This is a genomic window from Amycolatopsis sp. lyj-346 (assembly GCF_046548975.1).
Lineage (GTDB): Bacteria > Actinomycetota > Actinomycetes > Mycobacteriales > Pseudonocardiaceae > Amycolatopsis.
On record NZ_JAJPWT010000017.1, the window covers coordinates 70,489 to 95,522 of the forward strand.

20 protein-coding genes and 1 pseudogene are annotated in these 25,034 nt (G+C 72.0%); 10 read left to right on the forward strand and 11 right to left on the reverse strand.

Going from position 1 to position 25,034, the window contains the following annotated elements:
- Position 1: 1 nt before the first annotated feature.
- The gene (locus ACLJQE_RS35965) at positions 2 to 1,213 is read right to left on the reverse strand and encodes a class I SAM-dependent methyltransferase (protein WP_410644014.1); all 1,212 of its coding nucleotides are present in this window, start codon (positions 1,211 to 1,213) and stop codon (positions 2 to 4) included.
- Positions 1,214 to 1,317: 104 nt separating this feature from the next.
- Positions 1,318 to 1,692 (reverse strand): STAS domain-containing protein, encoded by a 375-nt coding sequence (locus ACLJQE_RS35970; RefSeq protein WP_410644015.1) that lies wholly within the window; start codon positions 1,690 to 1,692, stop codon positions 1,318 to 1,320.
- A 259-nt stretch (positions 1,693 to 1,951) separates the two neighbouring features.
- On the opposite strand from ACLJQE_RS35970, the gene ACLJQE_RS35975 reads away from it, so the two are divergent.
- The 3 genes from ACLJQE_RS35975 to ACLJQE_RS35985 all read left to right on the forward strand — a co-directional run bounded on the left by ACLJQE_RS35975 (position 1,952) and on the right by ACLJQE_RS35985 (position 5,383).
- A complete protein-coding gene (locus ACLJQE_RS35975) occupies positions 1,952 to 2,845 on the forward strand; it encodes a TIGR03619 family F420-dependent LLM class oxidoreductase (protein WP_410644016.1) in 894 nt (297 codons plus the stop codon).
- A gap of 250 nt (positions 2,846 to 3,095) precedes the next feature.
- The gene (locus tag ACLJQE_RS35980; protein WP_410644017.1) at positions 3,096 to 3,758 is read left to right on the forward strand and encodes a lytic polysaccharide monooxygenase; all 663 of its coding nucleotides are present in this window, start codon (positions 3,096 to 3,098) and stop codon (positions 3,756 to 3,758) included.
- Between the two features lie 170 nt (positions 3,759 to 3,928).
- Positions 3,929 to 5,383 carry an RICIN domain-containing protein gene (locus ACLJQE_RS35985; protein WP_410644018.1) on the forward strand — a complete coding sequence of 485 codons (1,455 nt, stop codon included), beginning with the start codon at positions 3,929 to 3,931 and terminating at the stop codon, positions 5,381 to 5,383.
- 151 nt (positions 5,384 to 5,534) lie between these two features.
- Here the strand turns inward: ACLJQE_RS35985 and ACLJQE_RS35990 are convergent, their stop codons facing one another.
- Positions 5,535 to 6,086 (reverse strand): TetR/AcrR family transcriptional regulator, encoded by a 552-nt coding sequence (locus tag ACLJQE_RS35990; RefSeq protein WP_410644020.1) that lies wholly within the window; start codon positions 6,084 to 6,086, stop codon positions 5,535 to 5,537.
- Between the two features lie 132 nt (positions 6,087 to 6,218).
- Between ACLJQE_RS35990 and ACLJQE_RS35995 the strand changes: the two are divergent.
- Positions 6,219 to 7,670 (forward strand): annotated as a pseudogene (locus ACLJQE_RS35995) (aldehyde dehydrogenase).
- Between the two features lie 40 nt (positions 7,671 to 7,710).
- Here ACLJQE_RS35995 and ACLJQE_RS36000 read toward each other — a convergent pair.
- Complete coding sequence (locus ACLJQE_RS36000) at positions 7,711 to 8,202, reverse strand: carboxymuconolactone decarboxylase family protein (protein ID WP_410644021.1); 492 nt, start codon at positions 8,200 to 8,202, stop codon at positions 7,711 to 7,713.
- A gap of 169 nt (positions 8,203 to 8,371) precedes the next feature.
- Here ACLJQE_RS36000 and ACLJQE_RS36005 point away from each other — a divergent pair, with 169 nt between their 5' ends.
- Complete coding sequence (locus ACLJQE_RS36005) at positions 8,372 to 8,560, forward strand: hypothetical protein (protein WP_410644022.1); 189 nt, start codon at positions 8,372 to 8,374, stop codon at positions 8,558 to 8,560.
- Positions 8,561 to 8,582: 22 nt separating this feature from the next.
- Positions 8,583 to 9,194: a GNAT family N-acetyltransferase gene (locus tag ACLJQE_RS36010; RefSeq protein WP_410644023.1), complete on the forward strand. Its 612-nt coding sequence runs from the start codon at positions 8,583 to 8,585 to the stop codon at positions 9,192 to 9,194.
- 114 nt (positions 9,195 to 9,308) lie between these two features.
- On the opposite strand, the gene ACLJQE_RS36015 is transcribed toward ACLJQE_RS36010, so the two are convergent.
- Together ACLJQE_RS36015 and ACLJQE_RS36020 are read right to left on the reverse strand one after the other, a co-directional pair.
- Positions 9,309 to 10,001: a hypothetical protein gene (locus ACLJQE_RS36015; protein ID WP_410644024.1), complete on the reverse strand. Its 693-nt coding sequence runs from the start codon at positions 9,999 to 10,001 to the stop codon at positions 9,309 to 9,311.
- The gene (locus ACLJQE_RS36020) at positions 9,998 to 11,317 is read right to left on the reverse strand and encodes a nitrous oxide reductase family maturation protein NosD (RefSeq protein WP_410644025.1); all 1,320 of its coding nucleotides are present in this window, start codon (positions 11,315 to 11,317) and stop codon (positions 9,998 to 10,000) included. Before ACLJQE_RS36020 ends, ACLJQE_RS36015 begins: the two co-directional genes overlap by 4 nt.
- 108 nt (positions 11,318 to 11,425) lie before the next feature.
- Between ACLJQE_RS36020 and ACLJQE_RS36025 the strand changes: the two genes are divergently transcribed.
- On the forward strand, positions 11,426 to 12,505 hold the full coding sequence (locus tag ACLJQE_RS36025) for a Dyp-type peroxidase (protein WP_410644026.1): 1,080 nt from the start codon (positions 11,426 to 11,428) through the stop codon (positions 12,503 to 12,505).
- A 113-nt stretch (positions 12,506 to 12,618) separates the two neighbouring features.
- On the opposite strand, the gene ACLJQE_RS36030 is transcribed toward ACLJQE_RS36025, so the two are convergent.
- The 3 genes from ACLJQE_RS36030 to ACLJQE_RS36040 form a co-directional block, all read right to left on the reverse strand.
- Positions 12,619 to 17,487 (reverse strand): SdrD B-like domain-containing protein, encoded by a 4,869-nt coding sequence (locus ACLJQE_RS36030; protein WP_410644027.1) that lies wholly within the window; start codon positions 17,485 to 17,487, stop codon positions 12,619 to 12,621.
- Positions 17,488 to 17,847: 360 nt separating this feature from the next.
- Positions 17,848 to 18,510: a polysaccharide deacetylase family protein gene (locus ACLJQE_RS36035; protein ID WP_410644028.1), complete on the reverse strand. Its 663-nt coding sequence runs from the start codon at positions 18,508 to 18,510 to the stop codon at positions 17,848 to 17,850.
- A 2-nt stretch (positions 18,511 to 18,512) separates the two neighbouring features.
- The gene (locus tag ACLJQE_RS36040) at positions 18,513 to 19,178 is read right to left on the reverse strand and encodes a glycoside hydrolase family 11 protein (RefSeq protein ID WP_410644029.1); all 666 of its coding nucleotides are present in this window, start codon (positions 19,176 to 19,178) and stop codon (positions 18,513 to 18,515) included.
- A 206-nt stretch (positions 19,179 to 19,384) separates the two neighbouring features.
- On the opposite strand from ACLJQE_RS36040, the gene ACLJQE_RS36045 reads away from it, so the two are divergent.
- Complete coding sequence (locus ACLJQE_RS36045) at positions 19,385 to 19,711, forward strand: hypothetical protein (RefSeq protein ID WP_410644030.1); 327 nt, start codon at positions 19,385 to 19,387, stop codon at positions 19,709 to 19,711.
- 41 nt (positions 19,712 to 19,752) lie between these two features.
- Here ACLJQE_RS36045 and ACLJQE_RS36050 read toward each other — a convergent pair whose 3' ends face one another.
- Both ACLJQE_RS36050 and ACLJQE_RS36055 read right to left on the reverse strand, forming a co-directional pair.
- Positions 19,753 to 22,293, reverse strand: a complete 2,541-nt coding sequence (locus ACLJQE_RS36050; protein WP_410644031.1) for an ABC transporter permease — start codon at positions 22,291 to 22,293, stop codon at positions 19,753 to 19,755.
- Positions 22,287 to 23,021 (reverse strand): ABC transporter ATP-binding protein, encoded by a 735-nt coding sequence (locus ACLJQE_RS36055; RefSeq protein ID WP_410644032.1) that lies wholly within the window; start codon positions 23,019 to 23,021, stop codon positions 22,287 to 22,289. Before ACLJQE_RS36055 ends, ACLJQE_RS36050 begins: the two co-directional genes overlap by 7 nt.
- 136 nt (positions 23,022 to 23,157) lie before the next feature.
- On the opposite strand from ACLJQE_RS36055, the gene ACLJQE_RS36060 reads away from it, so the two are divergent.
- Both ACLJQE_RS36060 and ACLJQE_RS36065 read left to right on the forward strand, forming a co-directional pair.
- Complete coding sequence (locus ACLJQE_RS36060) at positions 23,158 to 24,357, forward strand: sensor histidine kinase (protein ID WP_410644033.1); 1,200 nt, start codon at positions 23,158 to 23,160, stop codon at positions 24,355 to 24,357.
- The gene (locus ACLJQE_RS36065; protein ID WP_410644034.1) at positions 24,345 to 25,001 is read left to right on the forward strand and encodes a response regulator; all 657 of its coding nucleotides are present in this window, start codon (positions 24,345 to 24,347) and stop codon (positions 24,999 to 25,001) included. The genes ACLJQE_RS36060 and ACLJQE_RS36065 overlap by 13 nt, the downstream gene beginning before the upstream one ends.
- Positions 25,002 to 25,034: the final 33 nt, after the last annotated feature.

Sequence of the window (25,034 nt, forward strand, 5' to 3'; positions counted from 1 at the left end):
GTCACCTCGCCTCCGCGAGGACCTGGGTGACGTCGATGGTGCCGTCTTCGAACCGCCGCCGGGAGCCCGCGAGGTAGGCCCGCCAGGCCCGCGCCCGCTCGAGCCCGGCGGCCGCGACGCAGGCGTCCCAGTTCCGTTCGAGGTTGCCCAGCCAGGCGCCGGTGGTCCGTGCGTAGCCTTCGCCGAAGCTCTCGGTGGACAGCACCCGGAACCCGGCCCGGTCGAGGTCGGCGAGCTGCCGCGACAGCGGGAGCAGCTGGCCGTTCGGGAACACGTACCGCTGCGCGAAGGCGTTGGCGCGCAACCGCCGCGGCCCGGCCTCGCGGCGGGTGATCGCCTGGTTGAGGAAGCGGGCACCGGGCCGCAGCGAGCGGCGGACGAGCGCGAAGAACGCGGGCGAGTGGCGTTCCCCGACGTGTTCGTACATCCCGACACCGGCCGCCGCGGTGATCCCGGAAAGCGGCAGGAGCCGCCGGTAATCGCCGTACCGGATGCGGACCCCGGGGCGGCCGGAAAACCTCCGCGAGGCGTATTCACACTGCTGCCGCGAAGCCGTGAACCCGATTCCGCGCGAACCGTGCACAGTATTGGCGTGGTCGAGGAAACTGCCCCAGCCGCAGCCGATGTCGAGCACGGTCGAGTGCTCGCCGAGAGCCAGTTTCCCGGCGATTCGCGCGTGTTTGCATTCCTGGGCGGCTTCGAGGGAATGCCCGGGGCCGTCGAACATCGCCCCGGAATAGGTCATCGACGGGCCGAGCAGCAGGCGGTAGAAATCGGCGGTGAGACCGTAGTGGAAATCGAGCTCGGCCCGGTCGCGGCCGACGGTGTGCCGTCCCGGCCGCGCCGCGCGGTATTCGCTCGCCGTGGCCCCCGCGGTGACCAGGTCGCGGAACCCGCGCCGGGCCGTCACCCGCAGGGCGGTGGCGAGCAGGGTGACGGCGACGGCCGGGTCGTGGAGCTCGGTTTCGCGCGCCGCCACCGGCGCCATGTCGCCGGAGATTTCGATGTCACCCGCAACCCACGCCCGCGCCAGGCCGAGACCGCGCGGCGCCCGCAGCACCTTCGCGAACGCGGCGGGCGTGCGGATCGCCATCGTCGTCGCCGCCTCGGCGGGGCCGCTCCGGCTGCCGTCGTAGGCGATGACCGCGACACCGGGCAGCCGGCGCGAAAGGCGCTCGACCAACGGCTGGAGTTCCGGGCCCGGTGCGCGCACGGGTGTCCCCCACTTCGTCGGAACCGACGTCCGCGGGAAAATGCGGATTCCCGCGACCGGTCAGTCGCGCAGTGAGTGCCTGCCGTTACGGTGCGTCGAGGTGGTCAGACCAGTTCGAGCGCGTCGGCGAACCGCACCGGCAGCAACCGGATGAGGCGCAGTACCGCGCCGGCCGAGGCCACGCGCACCGTGCTGACGATGCCCCGCCCGGTGGCGAGCAGGTGGCCGTCCTCGATGGCCGCCAGGCCCGTGGCGCTGAGGAACCGCACCCCGCGGACGTCGATGACGAGCCGGGTCAGCGGGCCGGCCGCTTCGGCCGCGATCAGTTCTCGCAACCGCGGGGCCGTGGCGAGGTCGAGGTCCCCGGCGACCTCGACGACCGCGGTGTCCGGCGCCGGCCGGTGGGTGGTGAGCCGGAACGCACGGGGCGCGTCGGTGGCCGGGGAGTTCGTGGGCAGCGTGCTTCGACCATGGATCATGGTGGCCTGCTTCTGTCGGCCACACCTAGGCACAACGCTGAAGAGAAATCGCGGAACGAGACCGCGCGACAATCGATGCCCCGAGCGCAGGGGGTGTTCGTGTCAGCCGTCGTTTCGACCGCAGCTTCAGGATAGGCCATCCGGCAGCCGGCGGGCACCGCCAGCCGCCGATCCCGAGAAGTGCTTGAACAAGCAACTAGATGCGGGTAGTAGTGGCATGAGGACCGAGAGGGTCCGTTCACTCTTCAGGGGAGAAGCAATGTCACTTGGTTTCAGCCTTCCGGTGTTCGGCAAGGCGGCGGCCACACCGGGCGGGATCGCGAGGTACGCGCGCGAGGCGGAACGGGCCGGCGCGGGCAGTCTCTGGGTCGGCGACCGGCTGCTGTCGCCGGTCGCCCCGGCGGTGGCGTACCCGGGCTACGACACCATGCCCGAAGAGTTCCACACCGCGCAGGACCCGTTCACCGCGCTGGCCATCGCCGCGGCCGTGACCGAGACCGCCGTGCTCGGTTCCAGCACCATCAACGCGACCCAGTACCAGCCCGCCAACTTCGCCCGGCTGCTGACGAGCATCGACGTCGCCAGCAACGGCCGGCTACTCCCCGGACTGGGCATCGGCTGGTCCCCGGACGAGTACGCGGCCGTCGGCGTGCCGATGTCCGAACGCGGCAAGCGGCTCGACGACCTGCTCGACCTGCTCGAGACGTGGTGGACCAAGGACACCGTGACCCACGAAGGCGTCGGCTACCGGATCGCGGAGTCCCACGTCGCACTGAAGCCGGTGCGCAAGCCGCCGGTCCACCTGGCCGGCTTCGGCGAGAAGTCGCTGCGCCGGGTCGCCGAGCGGGCCGACGGCTGGCTGCCGGTCTGGTCGGTGCCCGAGCAGTTCCCCGCGGACGTGATCACCTCGACCCTGGCCAAGCTCCGCGCCGACGCCGAGCGGGCCGGTCGTGACCCGCAGGCACTCGGGGTGGCGCTGCGGGTGAACGCCGGACCCGGCACGGCACCGGAGGCCATCGCCGAGTCCGTCACGAAGATCGTCGAACTCTTGGCCCCGGACCACACGTTCGTCGACCTCACCTACCTGACCGGCAGCATCGAAGAACACCTCGACCTCACCGGCCGGCTGCTCGAACTGACCGCCAAGGGCTGAGCCGGCGCGGGAGCCCTCGGCCGAGGGCTCCCGCGCGCCGTCGGCAGCCGGCGGAAAGCGAACGGAGCGTGAGCGCGGTCCCGAAAGTTTCGGCGCGAAATCCGTTCTTTTCGAAAGCGGATAATAACTACAATTCCTTATCGTCGGTTGGTTGAAGTTTGTCCGGATCGGAGATAGGCTGCTGTCATCCTGGGAGCGCTCCCACATGAGAACCACCACCGCTCGTTTCTCCGAGAATGGAGGCTCATCCATGCGTAGGCGCAACTTCTCCGGATCCCGCACCGGGCGACGAGGCCTCATCGCCCTGGTCGTCGCCGGGCTGGCCTGCCTGTTCGTCGGCGTGCCCACCGCCTCGGCACACGGGACCATCGTCGGCCCCGCGACCCGGGCCTACCAGTGCTGGAAGGACTGGAACAGCCAGCACACGAACCCCGCCATGCAGCAGCAGGATCCCATGTGCTACCAGGCTTACCAGGCCAACGCCGACACCATGTGGAACTGGATGAGCGCCCTGCGGGACGGGCTGCGCGGCAACTACCAGGGCGCGACGCCCGACGGTCAACTGTGCAGCAACGCCCTGGCGCGCAACAACTCCCTCAACACCCCCGGCGCGTGGCGGATGACCAACGTCGGCAGCAGCTTCTCGATGCACCTCTACGACCAGGCCAGCCACGGCGCGGACTTCATCCGGGTCTACGTCAGCAAGAACGGGTACGACCCCAAGACCCAGCGCCTCGGCTGGGGCAACCTCGACCAGGTCACGCAGACCGGCCGCTTCGCCCCGGCGAAGGACATCACCTTCAACGTCCAGACCTCGGGCGGGTACCGCGGCCACCACATCGTCTTCACGATCTGGCAGGCTTCGCACCTGGACCAGGCGTACATGTGGTGCAGTGACGTGAACTTCGGCTGACGCATTCCGGCCCGGGCCGCGGTGGACTCCTGTTCGCCGCGGCCCGGGCCGTGTTCTTTCCTGACCGATCCTGAGCGTTTCGCTTCGGAACTCTGGCCGCTCGCCGGTGCCGGGTGTTACCCAGTGATTCGAACATTCCGGCTGCGCGAAGATCCGGGAGGACCGAGCCGATGAGACCCACCCATTCCGTGCTCCGCAGAACGCTGTCCAAGGCGTTCCGGTTCTTGGCGCTGTCCGCGCTCGCCGGCGGGCTGCTGACCGCCGTCCCGGCGCAGGCCCAGGCGGCCACGTCCGGCTTCAAGGGCGTCAACTGGGCCGACACGCGGGACAACTTCGTCAACGGCGTGCTGTACGTGTCCGGGCTCGGTGCTTCGGACACCTACGCCTCAGCCTCCGCCACGGCGAACCAGGTCGTCGGCCAGCTGTACTCGATCAGCGGGGCCGACACGGTCCGGATGCCGATCAACGAACCGACGGTCGCCGGCTACTGGGGCACCTACACCGGGGCGATCGACACCGCGCTCACCAAGGGCAAGGTGATCCTCGCGTACTGGGCCTACACCGGCGGCAAGCCGCCGGACACGGGCCGGTTCCAGCAGATGTGGGACACCGTCGTCGCCAAGTACGGCAGCCACCCGAACGCCTACTTCGAGGTCATCAACGAGCCGCACGGCTACAGCACGGGTGACCTGAACAACTTCTACAGCGCCTGGCTGGCCCGCTACCCCGGGGTGCCGCGCGGCCGGGTGATCCTCGACGGGGCCGGCCTCGCCCAGAACGTCCCCGCGGTCGGCGGCGACCGGCGGCTCGACGGCACGCTGCTGGCAGCCCACGACTACTCGTTCTTCGCCGGCTACGAAAGCGAAACCGAGTGGGCCGACCACATCGGCGGCTACATCGGCGCGTACGCGGACCGGACCGTCGTCACCGAGTGGGGCGGCCCGATGTCGCCCGGCAGCAAGAACGGCGTGCAGTACGGCACCCTCGACTACAGCATCCCGAGCGGGTCGTTCTTCGCCGACTACATCCGGGGCGTCAGCGGGAAGCTGCGGAGCCTGGGCGTGGGCAGCGTGTACTGGCCGGGCCTGCGCGACGGCGACTGGTACAGCCTGACCACCAAGGCCGGCACCGGTCCGGGCATCAAGCTTTCACTGTCGAACGCCAGCGGCCTGACCCGGCTGCGGTACGCGTGGGGCGTGGGTGACGGCGGCGGCACGTACGTCCGGATCGTCAACGCGGCCACCGGGCTGTCCATCGACGGGCTGGGCCGGACGGCCGGCGGCTCGAGCGCCGGCCAGGCCGTCGCCGACCCCGGCCGCTACGACCAGCAGTGGGTGATCGAGAACTCCGGCAACCGGGTACGCATCAAGAACCGCGCCACCGGCCTCTACCTCGACGGCGCGGGCCGCACGGCCAACGGCGCCGCGGTGAGCCAGTACCCCGGCTCGAGCAGCGGCAACCAGCAGTGGCTGGTGGTGACGGACGCGAACAACGTCCGCATCCGCAACAACAGCACCGGGGCGTACCTCGACGGCATGGGCCGCACCGGCAGCGGCGCCGAGCTCGGCCAGTACGCCGACAGCGGCAGCGCCAACCAGCGGTGGCGCATCGTGGCCGCCGGCTGAGCCCGTTGCCGGGTGGGGCCTGAGGTCCCGGCCTCACCCGGCAGCGGGAACGCGCGGCACCGCGGACCGGACACGCCGGGGGTGAGGCCGCGGCCTCGGCAGGACCGGCGCGCGGAACCACCGGGCCACCGGGCCCGGCGGGCGGCGTGGCTCAGCCGGCCTCACCGTTGCCGAACGCCCGCAAGAACGTCTCCACGATGACGTCCGCGGCCTGCGCGTCGCTCAGCGCGGGCAGTTCCCCGGTGGACAGGTGGACCAGGGACCCCAGCACGTTGCCCGGCCAGCGTGCGGGCAGGCCCGGCCGCAGGAACCCTTCGTCGGTGGCCCGCTGCAGGAACCGGTCCACCTCCTCGATCGCGCGCAGGCGCCGGGCCCAGATCTCCGGGTCCGAGCGCATCCTGCTCACCTCGGCCGGCCACGTGCGGTTGACCCCGACGATCCCCTCGACGTACCGGTGCAGGGCCACCGGCACCGGCGCCTCCCGCAGCCGGGCCGCCTCGATCGCCACTTCGATCGCGGCCAGGCGGGCCTGGTAGACCGCCGCCAGGAGCTCCTCGCGGCCGGTGAACCGGCGGTACACCGTGCGGCGGTCCACCCCCGCCTCCGCCGCGATCGCCGCGATGCTCGTGGCCGGGTCTTCGGCGAGCATGCGGGCGCCCGTGGTCAGCAGCAGTTCGAGGTTGCGTGCGGCGTCGGCTCTCACCCCCCGACCATACCGTCACAACACTGAGACACTCCGCGAAGCTAACGCCCCTGTGCAGTGACTCACTGGTGCGCTCATTGCTGCCGTTAAGTGCTACCTTGATGTGACAGATAACTGGTCGAGGAGGTAGCAGTGATCACCTGCGAAGAACTGTTCATCGGCGGTAAGTGGACCGCGCCGAGCAGCACCGAACTGCTGGACATCCGTTCCCCGCACGACAACTCGGTCATCGGCCGCGCCGCGCAGGCGCGCTGCCCGCCGACGTCGACCGCGCCGTCGCGGCCGCCCGGACGGCCTTCGACGCGGGCCCGTGGCCGCGCACTTCACCCGCGGACCGGATCGCCGTCGTCCGCAAGCTGGCCGCCCTGCGCGAGAAGCGCCGACGAGATCGCCGCGCTCATCTCCGCGGAAAACGGCTCGGCCCACTGGTTCACGAAGGCCGGCCAGCCAGGCCTGACCCGGCAGGCCGACGCCTACCTGAAGGCGGCCGCGGAATTCGGCTGGGAGGAAACGCTCGAGCCGTCGGATCCCGCCGCGCCGTTCCGCTCGGTCGTGCGCCGCGAAGCGATCGGCGTGGTCGCCGCGATCATCCCGTGGAACTCGCCGTTCTCCTCGGCGTCCGCCAAGATCATCCCCGCGCTGCTCGCCGGCAACACCGTGGTCCTCAAGGTCTCGCCCGAGAACACGCTGAGCATGAACCTCCTCGCGGAACTGCTCGCGGAGGCCGGCCTGCCCGAGGGCGCCATCAGCGTCCTGCCCGCCGACCGCGAGACCAGCGAGCACCTGGTCAAGCACCCGGGCGTCGACAAGATCGCCTTCACCGGATCCACCCGCGCCGGGCGCCGCATCGCGTCGCTGGCCGGCGAACAGCTCAAGCGCGTCAGCCTCGAACTCGGCGGCAAGTCGGCGATGATCGTCCTGCCCGACGCCGACCTCGGCGCGGCGATCCAGGGCGTGAAGTTCGGTTCCCTGCTCAACAACGCCGAATCGTGCATCGCGCAGACCCGCGTCCTCGCGCCGCGCGGCCGCTACGAAGAGGTCGTCGCCGGCCTGAAGGACCTGGTCGAATCCCTCGGCGTCGGCGACCCGGCCGACGACACGACGTTCATCGGCCCGATGATCCGCCGCGACCAGCAGCAGCGCGTCCGCGACTACATCCGCCTCGGCGTCGAAGAGGGCGCGCGGCTCGTCACCGGCGGCCCGGAAGTCCCGCCGGGACTGGAAAAGGGCAACTACGTCACGCCGACGCTCTTCGCCGACGTCGACAACGCGATGCGCATCGCGCAGGAGGAGATCTTCGGCCCGGTCCTGGTCGTCATCGCCTACGACGACGAAGACGACGCCGTCCGCATCGCCAACGACTCCGAGTACGGCCTGTCCGGCGGGGTGTGGTCGGCGGACCCGGCGCACGCGCTCGCCGTGGCCCGCCGCGTGCGCACCGGCACGGTCACGATCAACGGGGCCCCGATCGGCTTCGACGGCCCGTTCGGCGGGTTCAAGGCCAGCGGCCTCGGCCGCGAGTACGGCGCCGTCGGGCTCGGCACCTACACCGAGTACAAGACCATCACCGTCCCCGCCCGGTAACGGCCGGCGCCGTCCTCGCCGCGCTGCCGAAGCGTGCCGGTCAGCCGTGTTCGGCAGCGGCGGCGAACATCCCCGCTTCGTAGGAGCCGCCCTTCTGGTGCACGATCACCGCGAGCCGGTTGGCGGCGTTGATCAGGGCGACCAGCGAGACCAGCGCGGCGACCTGCTCGTCGTCGTAGTGTTCGCGCACGCGGGCCCAGGTCTCGTCGGACACGCCTTCGGCGGCGTCGGCGAGCCGGGTGCCCTCCTCGGCCAGCGCGAGCGCGGCCCGCTCGGCTTCGCTGAACACCGTCGACTCCCGCCAGGCGGCGACGAGTGCCAGCCGGACCGCCGACTCCCCGGCCGCGGCGGCCTCCTTGGCGTGCATGTCGAGGCACCAGCCGCACCCGTTGATCTGGCTGGCTCGCAGGCTGACCAGTTCGCGGGTGAGCTTCGGCAGCGGCGACCGGTCGATGACCTGCCCGAGGCCGGCGAACCGCTTGGCCAGCCGGGAGCCGGTCTCGGTGGTGAACAGGTCGATGCGGGTGTCCATGGCTTCGTCCTTCACTGGGGTCGTCCTTCACTGGGGTCGTCGGGTGGGACGACCTCAAGACACCGGCCGGGCGAAGCTTGTGACAGTCAGTCCTCGGCCACCTGGAGTTCGACGCGGTGCCGCAGGTAGCCGTCGGGGTGGGTCCGCGCGAGGTGCACGGCCGAGCGCTGTGCGCAGGACGACGCGTTGTTCCTCCTCGCTCTCGCCGGCCGCCGCGGCCGGGTTCGACGTCGGCGCCGGCACCGCCCGGTGGAACCTCAACGGCGTCAACCCGGTGTTCGTCAAGGCGATCGTCCGCGCGAGCGGCTCGTCCGGGTTCGTCCGGATCGACGACATGACCACGCAGTGCCACTGGTGATCGGGCTGTACCATCACTGCCGATGAGCTGGGCGGGGTGGAAGGTGCGGTTGCGGGAGGTCCGCCCGGCGGATCACCGCACCCTGATCGGGTTCGACCGGGCTTCGGACCGGCAGATCGGCGGCTACCGCCACTGGGCGACGCACCGCGGCGCGGCCGATTCCGGTGAGGACTTCCACTTCGCGATCGAGACGCTGCACAACCGGACGCTGGTCGGGTCGATCTGGATCCAGGCCGACCCGGCCACCGGCCACTTCAGCTACGGCATCGGGATCGGGCCGCAGTACCGCCGCTGCGGGTACGCCGCCGACGCGGTGCGGGTCCTGCTGGCGTACATGTTCGAGCTGCGGCGCTACCGCAAGTGCGAAGTCAGCATCAACGGCAGCAACTTCGCCTCGCTGGCCCTGCACGGAGAGCTGGGTTTCCGCGAGGAAGGCCGGCCGCGGGACACGGAGCTGCGCCGCGGAGAGGTCCGCTACCCGGTGCTGATGGGAATCACGGCGGAGGGCTTCGCCGAGCACCAGCCGGCCTTCGTGGCGGCTCGGGGCCCGGTGCGGCCGTGGCGAGGACGCCATTGGCGGACGCCGCGGCGGGGACGCCACTGGCGCACCGACCACCTGCGCCCGGCCCGCTGACCCACCCCCGCCCCACCCCGGCACCGCCCGCCCGGAGCTTTCACGTGAAAGCTCCGGGGGGCCGCGCTCCGGGGCACTTTCACGTGAAAGTGCCCGGCCGTGCGGCCCGGCGGCTCATCGGGCGAAAGCCGCCAGCGGGTCCGGTGGCGGCGATGTCGCCGGGGCGAAGCCGACCACGACCGGGTCCGGCCGGTCGCCCACCCGGGCCTCGACCCGCCGCAGCAAGCCCGCCGCGTCCAGCCAGTACCGCACCCGGGCCGCCTCCGGCGCCTCCGTTGCCTGGGCCGGCCGGGGACCGTCGATCACGTCGACCGCGACGTCGCCGATCGTGTCCGCGCGGACCCACCTGGCCGAGCTCTGCCTCAGTAACTGCACGTTGTCCGGCCGGTCCGCACCCAGCCCGAGGACGAGCCGCAGCGCCGTGTCGAGTTCGGGGCCCGGCTGGAGCGGGCGGTACTGCCAGCGGTCCGGGGGCGGCGGGTCCGCCGCGGCCTGGCCCGGCCCGCCCCGGAACGCCACCGCCGCCGGGGTCCACTGCAGCAACCCGCCCGATGCCTCGTCCTGACGGCCGTCGGTGCTCATCTCGGCGTAACCCAGGTGCTCGACGAAGTCCACGCGTCCCCGCAACGCGATCCGGCCGGCGCCGGTCGGGACCGTGGCCGTGAAGTTCGCCGTCCGGAACCGGTAGTTGGCGAACCGGGCGAGCGCGAGCCGTTCGGCCTCCGCCGCCGACAGTGGACGCGGCTGCGGGTCCGCCCCGCACGCGGCCACCAGCAGCACCACCGCCAACGCCGTCCGGCGCTTCACAGCTTGACGCCGGCGTGCTCGGCCAGCAGGGCGATCGGTGGCACGGGGTAGCCGTCGAGGTCGATCGGCCCGGGCAGGCCGCGCGCGGGCCGCGGGGGCGCCGTCGCCGCGGCCGGCAGGCCCGGCTGCCCGGGCGGCGCGGCCACGTCGGGGAACGGCACCCCGCGCGGGGCCGGTGGCAGGGACAGGCGCACCCCGGCCGCCGCACCGGGATGCCCCGGGCAGGCCATCGTCCCGGCGAGCCCGGCCGGTGCGGTACTCGTCAAGACGTTGTCCTGCAGGCAGTTCCCGCTCCCCGGTGCCCGCTCCGAAGCCGCGTAGGCGACGTCGACGCCGTTGCCGGACAGCACGTTCCCGACCAGCCGGTTGTCCGACGGCGCGAGGTCTTCGGCCGAGGCGAGCGCGATCCCGGCGCCGGGGTGGCCGGTGACGAGGTTGCGGGCCAGCAGGTTCCGGGTGCCGCCGGCGATCCCGATGCCGACGCCGAACCCGCCGTCGGCCTGCGCCGGGCTGCCCGGCTGGGCGTTCGCCGCCACCAGGTTGCCGACGATCGCCCCGTCCCGCTGCGGCACGAACGCCTCCTGGTAGTCCGAGTTCGCCGACAAGCCCACCCGGTTCCCGACGAACCGGTTGCCCACCACGGCCATCCCCCCGGACGCGTTCGTGCCTTCGTAGCCCACCGCGTTGCGTTCGGCGACGTTCCCGCGGACCACGATGTCGCACGGGTGGCACTGGCCGACGTAGAAGCCGGAATCCGCGCTGCCGGACGCGTAGCTGTGTTCGATCACCCCGTGCTGGGAGTCGAAGGCGTAGACGCCGTACAGCCCGTTGTTGTTCGCCGTCACGTACGAGACGCGGAAGCCCTGCACCGGCGGAAAAAGGGCCGGGTCGAGCCGGGTGTAGCCGTCGCTGCCCCGCGCCAGGCCGCCGTTCTCGTCCGCCATCCCGGTGACAAGCACGCCGTTCAGGACGTGGTTGCGGACGGTCAGGTTCTCCACCGCGACCCCGGACGCGGTGACCACGATCCCGTTGGCCCGGCGCACTTCGCCGTCGAACACGACCAGGTTGCGGTCCGTACCGCGCAGCACGAGGTCGGGCACGGTGATCCGCACCGGCTCGCGGTACACGCCCGGGGAGACGAGCACGAGGTCGCCCGGCCGCGCGGAATCCACGGCCTGCTGCACGGTGGGCGCGTCCTGCGGCACCCGGATGGTCGCGGCTCCGGCGGCATCCGGCCGGAACGGATCCGGCCGGGGCGGCGAAGTACAGCCGGCGACAGCCAGGACGGAGACCAGGAAAACCGAAAGCGCACGCACGGCGAAACCATAGGAGTGTTCCGGCTCCCGCCGCCCCTGCGACGCGAAATGCCACCTGGTGGAGTGACAAGCGCCGGTTCCGCGACGGCGAAGCGGCACAATCCGCGCGTGGCCACTCCTCCCCCGTTGTCCCGCCGCTCGGTGCTGCTCGGCGCCGGTGCCGGCCTGGTGTCCGCCTGTTCCGCGCCGGCCGCGGCTTCGGATCCGGACGTGGTGGACGCCTTCGGTGTCCAGCAGGCCGGAATCGTGCGGCCCGCGCCGCCGCAGCGCCACGTGGACCTGTCCGTCTGGGATCTGCCGCACGGCGACGACCGGGTGCGGCTCGGTGCGCTGCTGGCCGCGCTCGGACGGCGGGTGGCGGCCTTGGCCGCGGGCGGTGACCCCGCGCTCGCCGACCTGCCGGCGGCCCGCCTGACGGTCACGGCCGGGCTCGGCCCGCGGATCGTCACGGCCATCGCCCCGGACCTGCCCGGAGCGCAGGACCTGCCGGTCTTCCCCGGCGACGAACCCCGCGACCGCGGCGGTGACCTCCTGCTCCAGGTCTGCGCGGACGAACCGCTCGTCGCCGCCCTGGCGACGACCGAGCTCACCGCCGGCACGGAGCTGTCCTTGCGCTGGCGGCGAACCGGCTTCCGCGGACCGTCCTCTTCGGACGGATCGGCACGCAACGTGCTCGGCTTCGCCGATGGCATCGTGAGCCCGAGGACCGACGCCGAACTGGCCGCCGACGTGTGGCTCGGCGGCCCGCCCGCGGTCCGCGGCGGCACGATCGCCGTGGTGCGCGCGATCCGGCTGGACACCGCGGCCTTCCACGCCTTGCCGGTGGCCGCACAGGAGCGGGTGATCGGCCGCCGCAAGGCGACGGCGGAACCGTTGTCCGGCCCGGAGCTCGACCTCGGCGCCAAGACCCCGGACGGCGAGTACCTCATCCCGGCCGACGCGCACGTGCGGCGAGCGCACCCGCTGGCCGCCGGGGCGGGCCTGATGCTGCGACGCGGGTACAGCTCCGAAGAGGGGCTGCTGTTCATCTCCTTCCAGCGGGAACTGCGGACGTTCGTGGCCACCCAGCACCGGATGAACGAAGGAGACGCCCTGCTGCGCTACGCGACGACGACGGCGTCGGCGACTTTCCTGGTGTTGCCCGGCTTCGCCGCCGACGTCCCGCTGGGGCACGCACTGCTCACCTGAGAGACCAAGCGCCCCAATGTGGCCTTGGGTGCGTCCAACGCACCCAATGTGGCCTTCGGTGCGTCCAACGCACCGAAGGCCACATTGGGGCGCTCGGACTCAGGCCCTGACTGTCACCGTGTTCCGCGGGCCCGGCGGGCCGCCAGCAGGGCCGCGATGCCCGCGGCCACCGCGAGACCACCCAGCGCCGCCAGCCAGTCACCCGGGAACCCGGTGCTCGACAGCGGACGGGCCTTCGGCGGAACCGTCGACCCCGGCGAGGTGAGCACGCCGGCGTCCAGACCGAGGTCTTCGCGCTTCGCCGGCCCCAAGGTGACCACCTCGGTGCACCCGTCGGACGGCTGGACGTCGGAGTCCTTCGTGTTGTCGGGACCCACGTCCGGCTTCGTCAGCTTGCGGCCGCCCGTGTCGAAGCAGACCCGGTACGGCCCGTCCGGCAGGTCGTCGAACAGGTACTTCCCGTCCGGCCCCGTCTTGGCCGTCGCGACCTGCTTGCCGTCGCCATCCTTGAGCACCACCGGCACGTCCGGCACACCCGGCTCACCCGGGTCCTGCAGGCCGTTGCCGTTGCGGTCGAGCCAGACGAAGTCGCCGACGCGGTTGCGCGGCTCGACCAGACCGGCGTCGAGGGTCAGGTTCTCCCGCTTGCCCACGCCGAGCTGGACCACCGGGGCGCACCCGGTCGCCGGATCGGCATCCGAGTCCTTCCCGTCGTCGCCCGCGGCCGGCTTCGTCCACTGCCAACCGGCGTACTGCGAGGGCACCTTGGTCCGGTCGAAGCAGACCTGGTAAGACCCGTCCGGCAAGCCGTCGAACAGGTAGTTCCCGTCCGGACCCGTCTTCGTCGCCGCCACCTGCTTGCCGTCGCCGTCCTTCAGCACGACCGGCACGTCCGGGACGCCCGGCTCGCCCGGGTCCTGCAGGCCGTTGCGGTTCGTGTCGGCCCAGACGAAGTCGCCGAGGCGGTTCGGCGGTGCGACGAGACCCGCGTCGAGGGTCAGGTTCTCCCGCTTCCTCAGGCCGAGCTGGACCACCGGGGCGCACCCGGTCGCCGGATCCGCGTCGGAGTCCTTCGCGTCGTCCCCGGCGTCCGGCTTGGTCAGCTTGTAGTCCGCAACCGGCGCCGGAAGGTGCGCGATGTCGAAGCACACCTGGTAAGACCCGTCCGGCAGGTCGTCGAACAGGTACTTCCCGTCCGCGCCCGTCTTGGCCGTCGCGACCTGCTTGCCGTCGCCGTCCTTCAGCACCACCGGCACGTCCGGCACACCCGGCTCGCCGGCGTCCTGCAAGCCATCGCCGTTGCGGTCGATCCACACGAAGTCCCCGAGCCGGTTGCGCGGCTCGACCAACCCCGCGTCCAAGGTCAGGTCCTCCCGCTTGCCCGGGCCCAGCTTCACCACGGGCGTGCACCCGGTGTCGGCATCGGCGTCGGAGTCCTTCGAATCCTCACCCGCGTCCGGCTTGGTCCACTGCCAGTCGGCGTAGTCCGCCGGCAGCTTCGTGCGATCGAAGCACACCTGGTAAGCACCATCGGGCAGGTTGTCGAACAGGTACTTCCCGTCCGGTCCCGTGCTCGTGGCCGCGAGTTGCTTGCCGTCGGCGTCCTTCAGCACCACCGGCACCTTCGGGACGCCCGGCTCACCGGCGTCCTGCAGGCCGTTGCCGTTCGTGTCGGCCCAGACGAAGTCGCCGAGGCGATTCGGCGGGGCAACCAGACCGGCATCAAGAGTCAGGTTCTCCCGCTTCCCCACACCGAGCTGGACCACCGGCGTGCACCCGCTCACCGGGTCCGCATCCGAGTCCTTCCCGTCGTCCCCGGCATCCGGCTTGGTCAGCTTGTAATCCGCAACCGGCGCAGGCAAGTGCGCGATGTCGAAGCACACCTGGTAAGACCCATCCGGCAGATCGTCGAACAGGTACTTCCCGTCCGGCCCCGTTTGCGTGGCCGCCAGTTGCTTCCCACCGCCGTCCTTCAGGACCACCGGCACGTCCGGCACACCCGGCTCGCCGGCGTCCTGCAAGCCATCGCCGTTGCGGTCGATCCACACGAAGTCCCCGAGCCGGTTGCGCGGCTCGACCAACCCCGCGTCCAGGGTCAGGTCCTCCCGGCGGTCGATCCCGAGCGTGGTGACCGGAGTGCACCCGCTCGCCGTGTCGGCGTCGGAGTCCTTCGAATCCTCACCCGCGTCCGGCTTGGTCCACTGCCAATCGGCGAAGTCCGCCGGCAGCTTCGTGCGATCGAAGCACACCTGGTAAGCACCATCGGGCAGGTTGTCGAACAGGTACTTCCCGTCCGGGCCCGTCTTCGTCGTGGCCAGCTGTTTCCCGTTTCCGTCCTTCAGGACCACCGGCACGTCCGGCACACCCGGCTCACCGGTGTCCTGCAGGCCGTTGCCGTTCGTGTCGGCCCACACGAAGTCCCCGAGCCGGTTCGGCGGCCGGATCCCCGCGTCCAGGGTCAGGTCCTCGCGCTTGGCCGGGCCGAGCGTCGTCACCGGGGTGCACCCCGTCGCCGGGTCGGCGTCGGAATCCTTCGTGTCGTCACCGGCGTCCGGCTTCGTCGCCAGGTAACCCGCGTACGCGGGTGGCAGCTTCTTCAGGTCGAAGCACACCTGGTACGCGCCGTCCGCCAGGCCGTCGAACAGGTACTTCCCGTCCGGCCCCGTCTTGGTCGTCGCGACCTGCTTCCCGCCGCCGTCCTTCAGGACCACCGGCACGTCCGGCACACCCGGCTCACCGGTGTCCTGCAGGCCGTTGCCGTTCGTGTCGGCCCACACGAAGTCCCCGAGCCGGTTCCGCGGGGCGAACAGGCCGGCGTCGACGGTGTGGTCCACCGAACCCGCGGGGCCCATCGTCACCTTGACGGTGCCGGTGGCCGGGTCGGGGTCGGAGTCGATGGCCGGGTTGCCCCCCGCCTTCGCGACCGTCCACTTGATACTCGACAGCGGTGGTGCGCCCGGCAGCGTGGCGGTGTCGACGCCCGAGTAGTCGAACTTCACCGTGTAGCAGGTGCCGGCCTTGAGCCCGTCCGCGGCGCCGAAGTAGTACTCGCCGACGGCGCCGGTCGTCTTGGTGGCCAGCGCCGCCCCCTTGCCGTCGCAGGGCAGCAGCTGCACCTTGGCCCCCGCGACCGCCGGCTCGGCCGGGCCCTGGACGCCGTCGGCGTCGGTGTCGAACCACACCCGGTTGCCGAGCTGGACCGGCGCGTTGTCACAGAGCGCCTCCAGGTCGGCCAGGCCGTTGGCCTTGGCCCAGCCTTCGGTGCTCGAATCGTTGACGAGGTAGCTGTTCGAGTAGCCGCTGTTCATCATCGTGCCGTCGGCTCGGTCGAACCAGCCGATGCCACCCGTGTTGATGTTCGTCGGGTCCATCACCGTCGCGGGCATCCGCGCGGCCCCGTGGACCACGGCGATGCCGCCCTGCGCGGTCTCGTTGTGCGGTTTGCCGTGGGTGGCGTCGCTGTAGTACTCACCGGGGTAGTACTCGACGACGTCAGCCGGTTCCCCGCCGCCGCTGGCTTCCGCGCTGTTGTTGTTCGGGCAGCCCGAAGTCCCTTCCCACACGTAGCCGCCGGCCTGGCGGCAGACCCGGTTCAGGTCGCCGCCGCTGACCGTGTCGTACTTCTCGGTGGATCCCGCGGACGGCGGCATGTCGTGCCCGCCCTGGTCGCCGAAGCGGTCCCGGAAGCCGAGCACGAGGTCACCCCCGGCCTCGGCACGGATGTCGGTCAGCAGCGGTTCCGGGTGGGCGAGCAGGTGCCCGGCCTGGGGTGCCGGCGGCTGGTAGGCGGCCTGCCAGGGGTTCCAGGAGTGCGTGTTGCTGCCGTTCCACAAGGTGTCGCCCCGCTTGAAGTCCAGCGGGTGGTCGACGAGCACCGCGCCGAACGTGCCCGCGGCGGCGTCGAAGCCGCGGATCACCACGCGCATGTCGGCTGCCTTCTGCGTCGATTCGCCGGAGCACACCCCACCGACGAAGACGACGCCGTCGTGCACACCGAGGCCACTGGGCCGCCAGTCACCGGCCGCGGGGCAGCCGGGGTTCGGAATCGCGTAGCTCGCCTTCGGCGCGGCCACGGTCGCCGCGGTCGCGTCGTAGAGGTAGAGCTTGCGGTCGGCCAGGTTCACCACGAACAACGTGGTGCCGTCCTCGCTGATGCGCATCGCACCGAGGCTTTCCTTGCCCACCACGTTCGAGAACGCCAGGTCGAAGTCCGTTTGCATGGCGTGCGCCGTGCTGCCGGTGGCGGGCACCTTCGTGAACAGCGTGGTGGCCTTGGTCGCCGGGTTCGTCACGTAGATCGCACCGGGGCCGCCGGGGCCGTAGGCCGTGGCCCGCTTGGCGAACGCGCTGGAGAAGACGCGCTTGTCCGCCTTGCGGTAGGCGATGCCGTAGACCGTCCCGGTGTCGCCCTGGGTGGCCAGTGCGGTGGGCGGGCTCCCCGTCCCCCGCGCGGTGAACGGGAAGCTCACCAGGGAACGGGCCGTGGCGTCGATCCCGGGCGCGATGCCGTTGCGCTGGCAGGCGGTGACCAGCGTGGGGTTCTCCTGGCAGTAGTCCGCCGGGTTCCACAGCCCCATCGTCAGGTCGGCCTTCTTGCCGCCGGAGACGTCGGCGAACGCGATGAGGCTGCTCAGCCCGCCACCCGCCGGGGCCGGCTTCAGGTACGGCATCGACGCGGGGACGCTCGCCTCGACCCGGTACTTCCCGCCGGCCAGCCCGGCGGTGGCCAGCTTGACGGTGCCGTCCGCGCCGGTGGTCCCGGTGGCCGTGCCGCCGCCGGGGTCGGTGGCCTTCACCGGGATCCCGGCCACCCCGGTTTCCAGTGCGGGGTCGTGGTTCCCGTTGCCGTTCAGGTCACGGATCACCCGGACGGTCAAGGTGCCGTCCGAGGCGTCCGCCAGCGCGGGTCCGGCCGGGACGGTCAACGGCAGCACCGTCGCAGCGAACAGGAGCACCGCCCCGAAAGCCATCAGTCTCTTCAAGGTTCACTCCACCCAGCCGGGCCCTCGACGGCCACTGTCCAATGCAGACTGTTTTGGCTGAGCTTAGGAGCCGGGGAGAGTGACGCACCCGGTGATGCGGAGTGAATGCATGACGGATTTTCGTGACTTCAAACCACACGATCGGGTGAGACGTCCTCCCCCTGCTGGGGCTACGGGCAGTGATTGATCACCGGAAACCGGGAAGGGCACGGCCGACGACGGCACCGGCGCGGCGGGCGGTCCGGCGGCGCCGGCTCTTCAGGTCGACGGTGAGCGCGTCCCGCCGTCGGCGGTCGGCCGCTTGCGCGGGTCGGGAGGTGGCACGGCGGGGTGCAATCGCCGCGCCACCTCCCGCACGCCTCAGGCCGGGGCGACCGCCCGCCCCGTCTGCGGCGAGATCATCCCGGCGCACAGCCCGCGGGCCGCGAGCGTCTGGGCGATGCGCGGAATGGCGGAAAGGGTGTTGGCCGGCCATTCGTGCATCAGGATGACCTGGCCGTTCGAGAGCCGGGCGTTGGCCTGGACGATCGCGTCGACGCTCGCGTTGTTCCAGTCACCCGAATCGACGTCCCAGATGATCTGGCGGAGGCCGTAGCGGGACGCCACCGACTGGACCGTCGCGTTCGTTTCCCCGTACGGCGGGCGGAACAGCCGGGGCGTACCGCCGCCCGCGGCCGAAATCGCCTGCTGGGTCCGGGAAATTTCCGAATCCACCTGAGCCTGGCTCAGCTGGCCGAGGTGCGGGTGCGTGTAACTGTGGTTGCCGACCCACATCCCCGCACTCACCTGGGCACGGACCTGCGCCGGGTACGCGGCCGCGTACTGGCCCTCGTTGAACATCGTGGCCCGCAACCCGTTCTGCCGCAGCGCGTTCAGCAGGGCCGGGGTCTTGGCGTTCGACGGCCCGTCGTCGAACGTCAGGCCGACGTACCCGTTGCACGCCGCCGCTTGCGCCGGCGTGACGGCGACCGTGCTCGCCACGGCGATGACCGCCGTGGCCAGGAGGGTGCTCCACGCGCGCACGGTCAGCCCACCGAGATGTTGGAGTTGCCGCTGCTCTGGTAGCCCTCGGTCGCCATGATCATGTAGTAGTTGAAGCTGCCCAGCCGCATGCCGGCGCGGCCCCACGCGTCGAAGTGGTTGCCGGTGGTGATGCTGCCGCCGGTCCGCCGCTGCTGGCGCACGCTCCAGTACTGGTTGAACGTCTTGGTGCCCTCGACGGACGGCGCGTTGTAGCGGGTCGTCTGGTAGATGTCGTAGGTGCCGCCGTCGCTGGTCACGCTGCCCTTGTACGTCCCGGTCGGCCGCCAGCTGCCCCAGCTGTCGACGATGTAGTACTCGACGAGCGGGTTGGACGTCCAGCCGTAGAGCGTCAGGTAGCTGTTGCCGGAGGGGTTGAAGCTGCCGGAGTAGTTCACGGTCCGCCGGCTGCCGTTGCTCCAGCCCTTGCCGGCGACGAAGTTGTTGACGTTGCTCCAGTTCGTCCGGTAGTTGCCGCCGGAACCGAGCGTCATGGAGACCGAGCCGCCGCCGGCGCTCCAGAACGAGTAGTAGTAGCCGTTGTTGTTCCCGGTCTGGTTGGTCGTGATGACCGTGTCGGCGCTGGCGACACCGGGTACGAGCGTGGCGGCCAGCGCAAGGGCCGCCCCGGTGACGAAGACCCTGAAACGGCTACGGTTCTTGGTGTGCATGCTTCCTCCTCGTCGAGGCTGGCGGGCGAGCCAGGATGCCAAAAGCATGCGAGGGGTACCACTGGTGGGGCAATAACTTTCGGAAAGTTTCGATGTTCCCGCGGGGCGGACCTTCCGTCAACCCCTAGGAATTGAGGGGGATTTGCTTCTCCCGGAAAGCGCTAGCGTGGGCGCCGCACTGTTTTCCCACACCCACGGGGGGTTCCATGAAACGCATTGCGGCGGCGGTCGCGCTCGGCCTGGCCGTGACGGCCCTGCCCCTGGCGGCGGGCCCGGCGTCCGCGTCGGAGTCGGTCACCTGCGGCAACTACTCGACGCAGGGGGCGGCCGGGCCGAACGCCCGCGACTACCACTGGGGCAACTGCGGCGGCGCCGCCACGAAGATCAAGGTCTATTCCCTGACCTACGGCGGCGTCTTCAAGAACCTGATCGGCGAAAAGTGCGTGCCCGCGGGCACCGCGGCCCTGCTCGGCCAGACGACGCAGTACCTGGTGTCGTCCTATACGGGCGAGGACACCCACACGGCCTGCTGACCCGGCGGCGGGGTGCGCCGGGCCGGCGCACCCCGCACCCGCTATTCGCGGACGCCGATCGCGTCGATCGGCCGGGCCCGCAGCGCCACCGACGTCGCCACCCCGATCGCCGCCATCCCGAGCACGGCCGCACCGGCGATGATTCCGAAGTAGACGGACGGCGGTCCGGCCGGGACCGGGTTGCCCCGCAGCCCGATGTTCAGCAGGGCCAGGGGGATCAGGGCCACCAGCGTCCCCATGCCGATCGCGATCCCGACCGTGACCAGTGCTTCCAGCCGCATCATGCGGGTCACCTGGCGGCGGGTCGTGCCGATCAGCCGCAGCAGCGCGAACTCCCGGCTGCGCTGCGCGGTCGTCAGAACCAGCGTGTTGGCCACCGAAATCGCCAGGTACCCGACGATCACCCCGGCCGCGACCAGGTTCAGGTAGAACTGCGCCTGCCGTTCGCCTCCCTCCGGGGCGGTGGTGGCCGACGCCGGGGCCAGCACCAAACCCGGGTACGGCAGGGCGCTCAGCGCCGTGGCCACCGCGTCCGCGTCGGCGCCGGGTTGCCGCCGGACCAGCACCGAATCGTCCAGGCGGCCGCCGATGTGCTCGCGGGCCAGTGCGACCGGCAGCACGAAGTCGCCGAAGGCCAGGTCGTGCGTGTAGGTGGCGACCAGCCGCAGCTTCGCCGGGACGCCGTCGCCGAAGTAGAACTCCACTTCGTCGCCGAGCTCCTTGTCCAGCCAGTCCGCTTCCGCGCGGCTCAGCGCCACGGTGTCGCCGGTCAGGTCGGTGAGCCGGCCGGCGTCGACGCCCAGTTCGAGGGCGGCTCCCGCGTGGTCGCCCGCCAAGCCCTGCGCCGGCGTCCGCTTGACCTCCACGCTGTCGGCCAGCGGCGTCGCGGTGATCACGGACGTGCGGACCACCGGGGTCGCCGCCGCGACCCCCGGCACCCGGCCGGCCGCCGCGGCCACCTCCGGCGCGACGCCGCCCGGTGCCGTGAGCACGTAGTCGGCGGTCGTCGACCGGGCCGTCTCCTGCCGGGCCGCCGCCGTGGCCGCCGTCGGGCCGTAGAAGGTGGCGAGCGCGAAGGCCACCGCCAGCATCACCGGCGTCACCGCCGCCGCGACGCGCCGGGCGTTGGCGTGGGTGTTCGCCCCCGCGAGGTACCCGCTGATCCGCCAGAGCCGGGCCAGCACGGGCACCAGGAGCCGCATCACCAGCCCGGTCACCTGCGGCCCGACCACGGCCAGCCCGATGACGATCACCAGTGTCGCCATCGACGAGGTGGCGGCGGCGATGTCCCCGCGCAGGAACAGCGGGACGAGCGTGCCGCCGACGCCGGCCAGCACCAGGCCCCAGCCGGTGAGCAGGCGGACCCGGCCGAGCTCACGGCGTTCCACCGCGGCCTCGCCCAGCGCCTCGACGGGCCGGATCGACGACGGCCGCCGGGACGCCGCCCAGGCGGCCAGCCGGGCCGCGCCCAGGCCGAGCAGGATCGCGGCCAGCAGCGGGAGCGGGCTGATCGCCAGCCCGAAGTCCGCCGGGATCACGCCGATCGCGGCGAACGCGTCCCGCAGGCCACCCGCGACCGCCAGGCCGAGCACGCTGCCCAGCAGGCCGGCGACGAGCGCGATCAGCGTCGTCTCGGTGCCGATGAGCTTGCGGATCTGCCGCGGGGTCGCCGCGACCGCACGCAGCAGCGCGAACTCCCGGCGGCGCTGGTTGATGGTCAGCGCCAGCGTGCTCGCCACCACGAACACCGCGACGAGCAGCGCGAACCCGCCGAACGAGCCGGCGATGGCCAGCAGCAGCACCCGCGTCTGGCTGACGTCGAGGAACTCGATGCTGCTGCGCTCGACGCCGGTGGCCACCTCGGCGCCGCCGGTGACGGCCCGCACCCGCTCGGCGAGCGTCTCCGGCTCGGTCCCCGGCTCGGCGAGGACGCCGATCGCGTGCGCCCGACCGGGCCGTCCGGCCAGCTCCGCGGCTCGTTCGGGGGTGAAGAAGACCGCCGACTGGCGCGAGGTGCCGTCGACGACGCCGCTCACCTTGTACGCCACCGTGCCCGCCCGGGTCGTGATCCGCACCTGCCCGCCGATGCCGACGCCGGCCCGGCGCGCGGAGTCGGCGTCCAGCACGACCTCGCCCGCGGTCGCGGGTGCGTCGCCGCCGCGCAGGGTGAACGGCGCCAGCACGGCCGCGTCCCAGTTGTGCCCCAGCGACTCCCGCCCGGCGAGCACCTGGCCGTCGGTGGTCACGACCTGTGCCGGGAAGCTCTGCTCCACGACCGCCGCGCGCACCCCGGGCACCGCGGCGATCCGCCCGGCCAGCGCCGCCGGGACCGTCGGCTGCTCGCCGACCTGCTCGGCGGACAGGGCGTCGGCGCCGGGCGGGCGCACGCTCTGCGCCCCGCCGACGACGACCGCCGCGGCGGCGTACCGCTGGGTGGGGACCCCGGCGCGCAGGCCGGACTCCATGAGGATCCCGCAGGCGGCCACCAGCGCGGTGCCGCACAGGATCGCGAGGAACGCGCCGGCGAACCCGCCGAGCCTGCTCCGGATCGTCTGCCAGGCGAGGGACAGCACGCTCACCACTCCCCGAGGTGCGTCATCCGCTCCGCCACCCGCTCGGGGGTGGGGTGCGGGAGGTGCCCGGCCAGCTTGCCGTCGGCCAGGAAGAGCACGCCGTGCGCGGCGGAGGCCGCGACCGGGTCGTGCGTGACCATCAGGACGGTCTGCCCCATCTCCTCGACGATCACGCGGAGCAGGTCGAGCACCTGCCGGCCGGTGCGGGTGTCGAGGGCGCCGGTCGGCTCGTCGGCCAGCACCACCTCGGGCCGGGTGACGAGCGCCCGCGCGATCGCCACGCGCTGCTGCTGCCCGCCGGACAGCTCCGCCGGGCGGTGCTCCAGCCGGTTCGCGATCCCCACGCCGTCGACGACCTCCCGCAGCCACTTCGGGTCCGGCTTGGTGCCGGCGAGCCGCAGCGGCAGCGTGATGTTCTGCAGCACGTTCAGCGACGGCAGCAGGTTGTAGGCCTGGAAGACGAACCCGATCCGGGTGCGCCGCAGCTCCGTCAGCTGCCGTTCCTTCAGCCTGCCGATCTCGGTGCCGCCGAGCAGCACCCGCCCCGACGTCGGCCGGTCGAGGCCGGCCGCGCAGTGCAGGAAGGTGCTCTTGCCCGAGCCGGACGGGCCCATCACGGCGGTGAACGTCCCCCGCCGCACCTCCGCCGACACCCCGTCGAGCGCGGTGACGGCGCCGTCACCGGAGCCGTACACCTTCCGCACCCCGGTCAGTTCCAGCGCATACGCTGTGGTCATCTCGATCCCCTTCGTTCTCTCCCAAGGAAAACTAGGGCGGTGTGGCCGGCGGATCGATCCCGTGGGGAGGTGGATCCGGGGTAGCGCCAGCACTACCCCGGCGGTGGGGTGGGACGTGGGGTGGGACACTGTGGGCGTGACGACCCGCTTGCGCGAGTGCTGGTCGGCGGTTCGTTACCTCGTGGTCGGCGCCGGCACGTCGCTGCTGTCGATGTTCGCCCTCACCGGGCTGTTCGCCGTGCTGCTGCTGTGCCCGTTCGGCATCGGGATCCCGTCGCTGGCCCCGATGATCCGGCTGGCGCGCCGGCCCACCGGGGTCGATCGCCGCCTGGCCGCGCGGTACCTCGGCGAGCCGATCCCCGAGCCCTACCGCGACGGCTCCCCGTTGAAGGACCCGGCGACCCGCCGCGACCTCGCGTGGCTCGCGGTCCACGCCGCGACCGGGACGCTCCTGGGTGCGCTGGCGTTCGGCCTGCCGCTGGGCGCGCTCCAGCAGGTCGTCTTCGCCTTCGTCTGGCCGACCGTGCCCGGCGGCATCGAAGGCTCCTTCGGGCTGGTCGTGAACTCGTGGCCGATGGCCGCGTTGAGCGTGCTCACCGGGCTCGCGATGGCGGCGGTGTCCCTTCTGCTGCCGCGTGTCACCCGCTGGAAGGCGCGGACCGCGCAGCGGCTGCTCGCCCCCGCCCCGGGCGTCGTGCTGGCGGACCGGGTCGCCGAGCTGACCGCGACCCGCGCGGCGGCGCTGGAGGCGCACGGCGCCGAGCTGCGGCGCATCGAGCGCGACCTGCACGACGGCACCCAGGCGCGGATCGCGGCGGTCGTGCTGCAGCTCGGGATCGCGGACCAGCTCTACGAGCGCGACCCGGCCACCGCGCGCGACCTGCTGGTCAAGGCGCAGGACACCGCGACCGACGCGCTGGCCGAGCTGCGCACGGTCGTCCGCAGCATCCACCCGCCGCTGCTGAGCGAACGCGGCCTGGCCGGGGCGGTGCGTGCGCTCGCCGAGCGCAGCCCGGTGCCGGCCGCCGTCACCGTCGAGGACGAGACGGGCCGCCCGGCCGCGGTCGAGGCCGCCGCGTACTTCGTCGTCGCCGAGGCACTGGCCAACATCACCAAGCACGCCGACGCGTCCCAAGTGGACATCACGCTCGGCGGCACGACGTCGTTGCTGCGCCTGGACATCCGCGACGACGGCCGTGGCGGTGCCGACGAGTCCCGTGGCAGCGGGCTGGCCGGCATCCGCCGCCGCGCCGAAGCCTTCGACGGAACCCTCACCCTGACCAGCCCACCCGGTGGGCCGACCGTGCTGCGAGTGGAGCTGCCATGCGGGTCGTGATCGCCGAAGACGACGCTTTGCTGCGCGAGGGCCTTTCCCTGCTGCTGAAAACGGCGGGCATCGAGGTGGCCGCCGCGGTCGACAACGCCGAGGACTTCCTGGCGTTCATCGAGGGCGAGCGGCCCGACGCGGTGGTGATGGACGTCCGCATGCCGCCGACCCACCGCGACGAGGGCCTGCGCGCCGCCGTCCGCGCCCGCGAGATCCACCCGGCGCTGCCGGTGCTGGTGCTCTCGGCGCACGTGGAGACGAGCTACGCGGTGGAGCTGCTCGCCGACGGCGTCGGCGGGGTCGGCTACCTGCTCAAGGAGCGCGTCGGCAAGGTCGAGCGGTTCCTGGACGCCCTCCGGCGGGTCGCGGGCGGCGGCACGGCGATGGACCCCGAGGTGATCGGCAGGCTGATGGCCCGCCACCGCGCCGCGGACCCCCTGGAGGCGTTGACCGCCCGGGAGCGCGAAGTGCTGGGCCTGATGGCCGAGGGCTACAACAACAGCACGATCGCGGAGCTGCTGGTCGTCAGCGACGGCGCGGTCCTCAAGCACATCAGGAACATCTTCGCGAAGCTCGGGCTGCCGTCCGATGAAGGCGCCGGGCACCGCCGGGTCCTGGCGGTGCTGGCCTACCTCGGCCGGGACGCAGGCTAGCCCCCAGCGCCCCAATGTGGCCTTCGGTGCGTT

Excerpts from the sequence above, each read along its gene's own strand:
- ACLJQE_RS35975 (WP_410644016.1), top strand. The coding sequence starts at position 1,952 with ATGTCACTTGGTTTCAGCCTTCCGGTGTTCGGCAAGGCGGCGGCCACA.
- ACLJQE_RS35970 (WP_410644015.1), bottom strand. The coding sequence starts at position 1,692 with ATGATCCATGGTCGAAGCACGCTGCCCACGAACTCCCCGGCCACCGAC.
- ACLJQE_RS35980 (WP_410644017.1), top strand. The coding sequence starts at position 3,096 with ATGCGTAGGCGCAACTTCTCCGGATCCCGCACCGGGCGACGAGGCCTC.
- ACLJQE_RS36010 (WP_410644023.1), top strand. The coding sequence starts at position 8,583 with ATGAGCTGGGCGGGGTGGAAGGTGCGGTTGCGGGAGGTCCGCCCGGCG.
- ACLJQE_RS36045 (WP_410644030.1), top strand. The coding sequence starts at position 19,385 with ATGAAACGCATTGCGGCGGCGGTCGCGCTCGGCCTGGCCGTGACGGCC.
- ACLJQE_RS36055 (WP_410644032.1), bottom strand. The coding sequence starts at position 23,021 with ATGACCACAGCGTATGCGCTGGAACTGACCGGGGTGCGGAAGGTGTAC.
- ACLJQE_RS36040 (WP_410644029.1), bottom strand. The coding sequence starts at position 19,178 with ATGCACACCAAGAACCGTAGCCGTTTCAGGGTCTTCGTCACCGGGGCG.
- ACLJQE_RS35985 (WP_410644018.1), top strand. The coding sequence starts at position 3,929 with ATGAGACCCACCCATTCCGTGCTCCGCAGAACGCTGTCCAAGGCGTTC.
- ACLJQE_RS36000 (WP_410644021.1), bottom strand. The coding sequence starts at position 8,202 with ATGGACACCCGCATCGACCTGTTCACCACCGAGACCGGCTCCCGGCTG.
- ACLJQE_RS36065 (WP_410644034.1), top strand. The coding sequence starts at position 24,345 with ATGCGGGTCGTGATCGCCGAAGACGACGCTTTGCTGCGCGAGGGCCTT.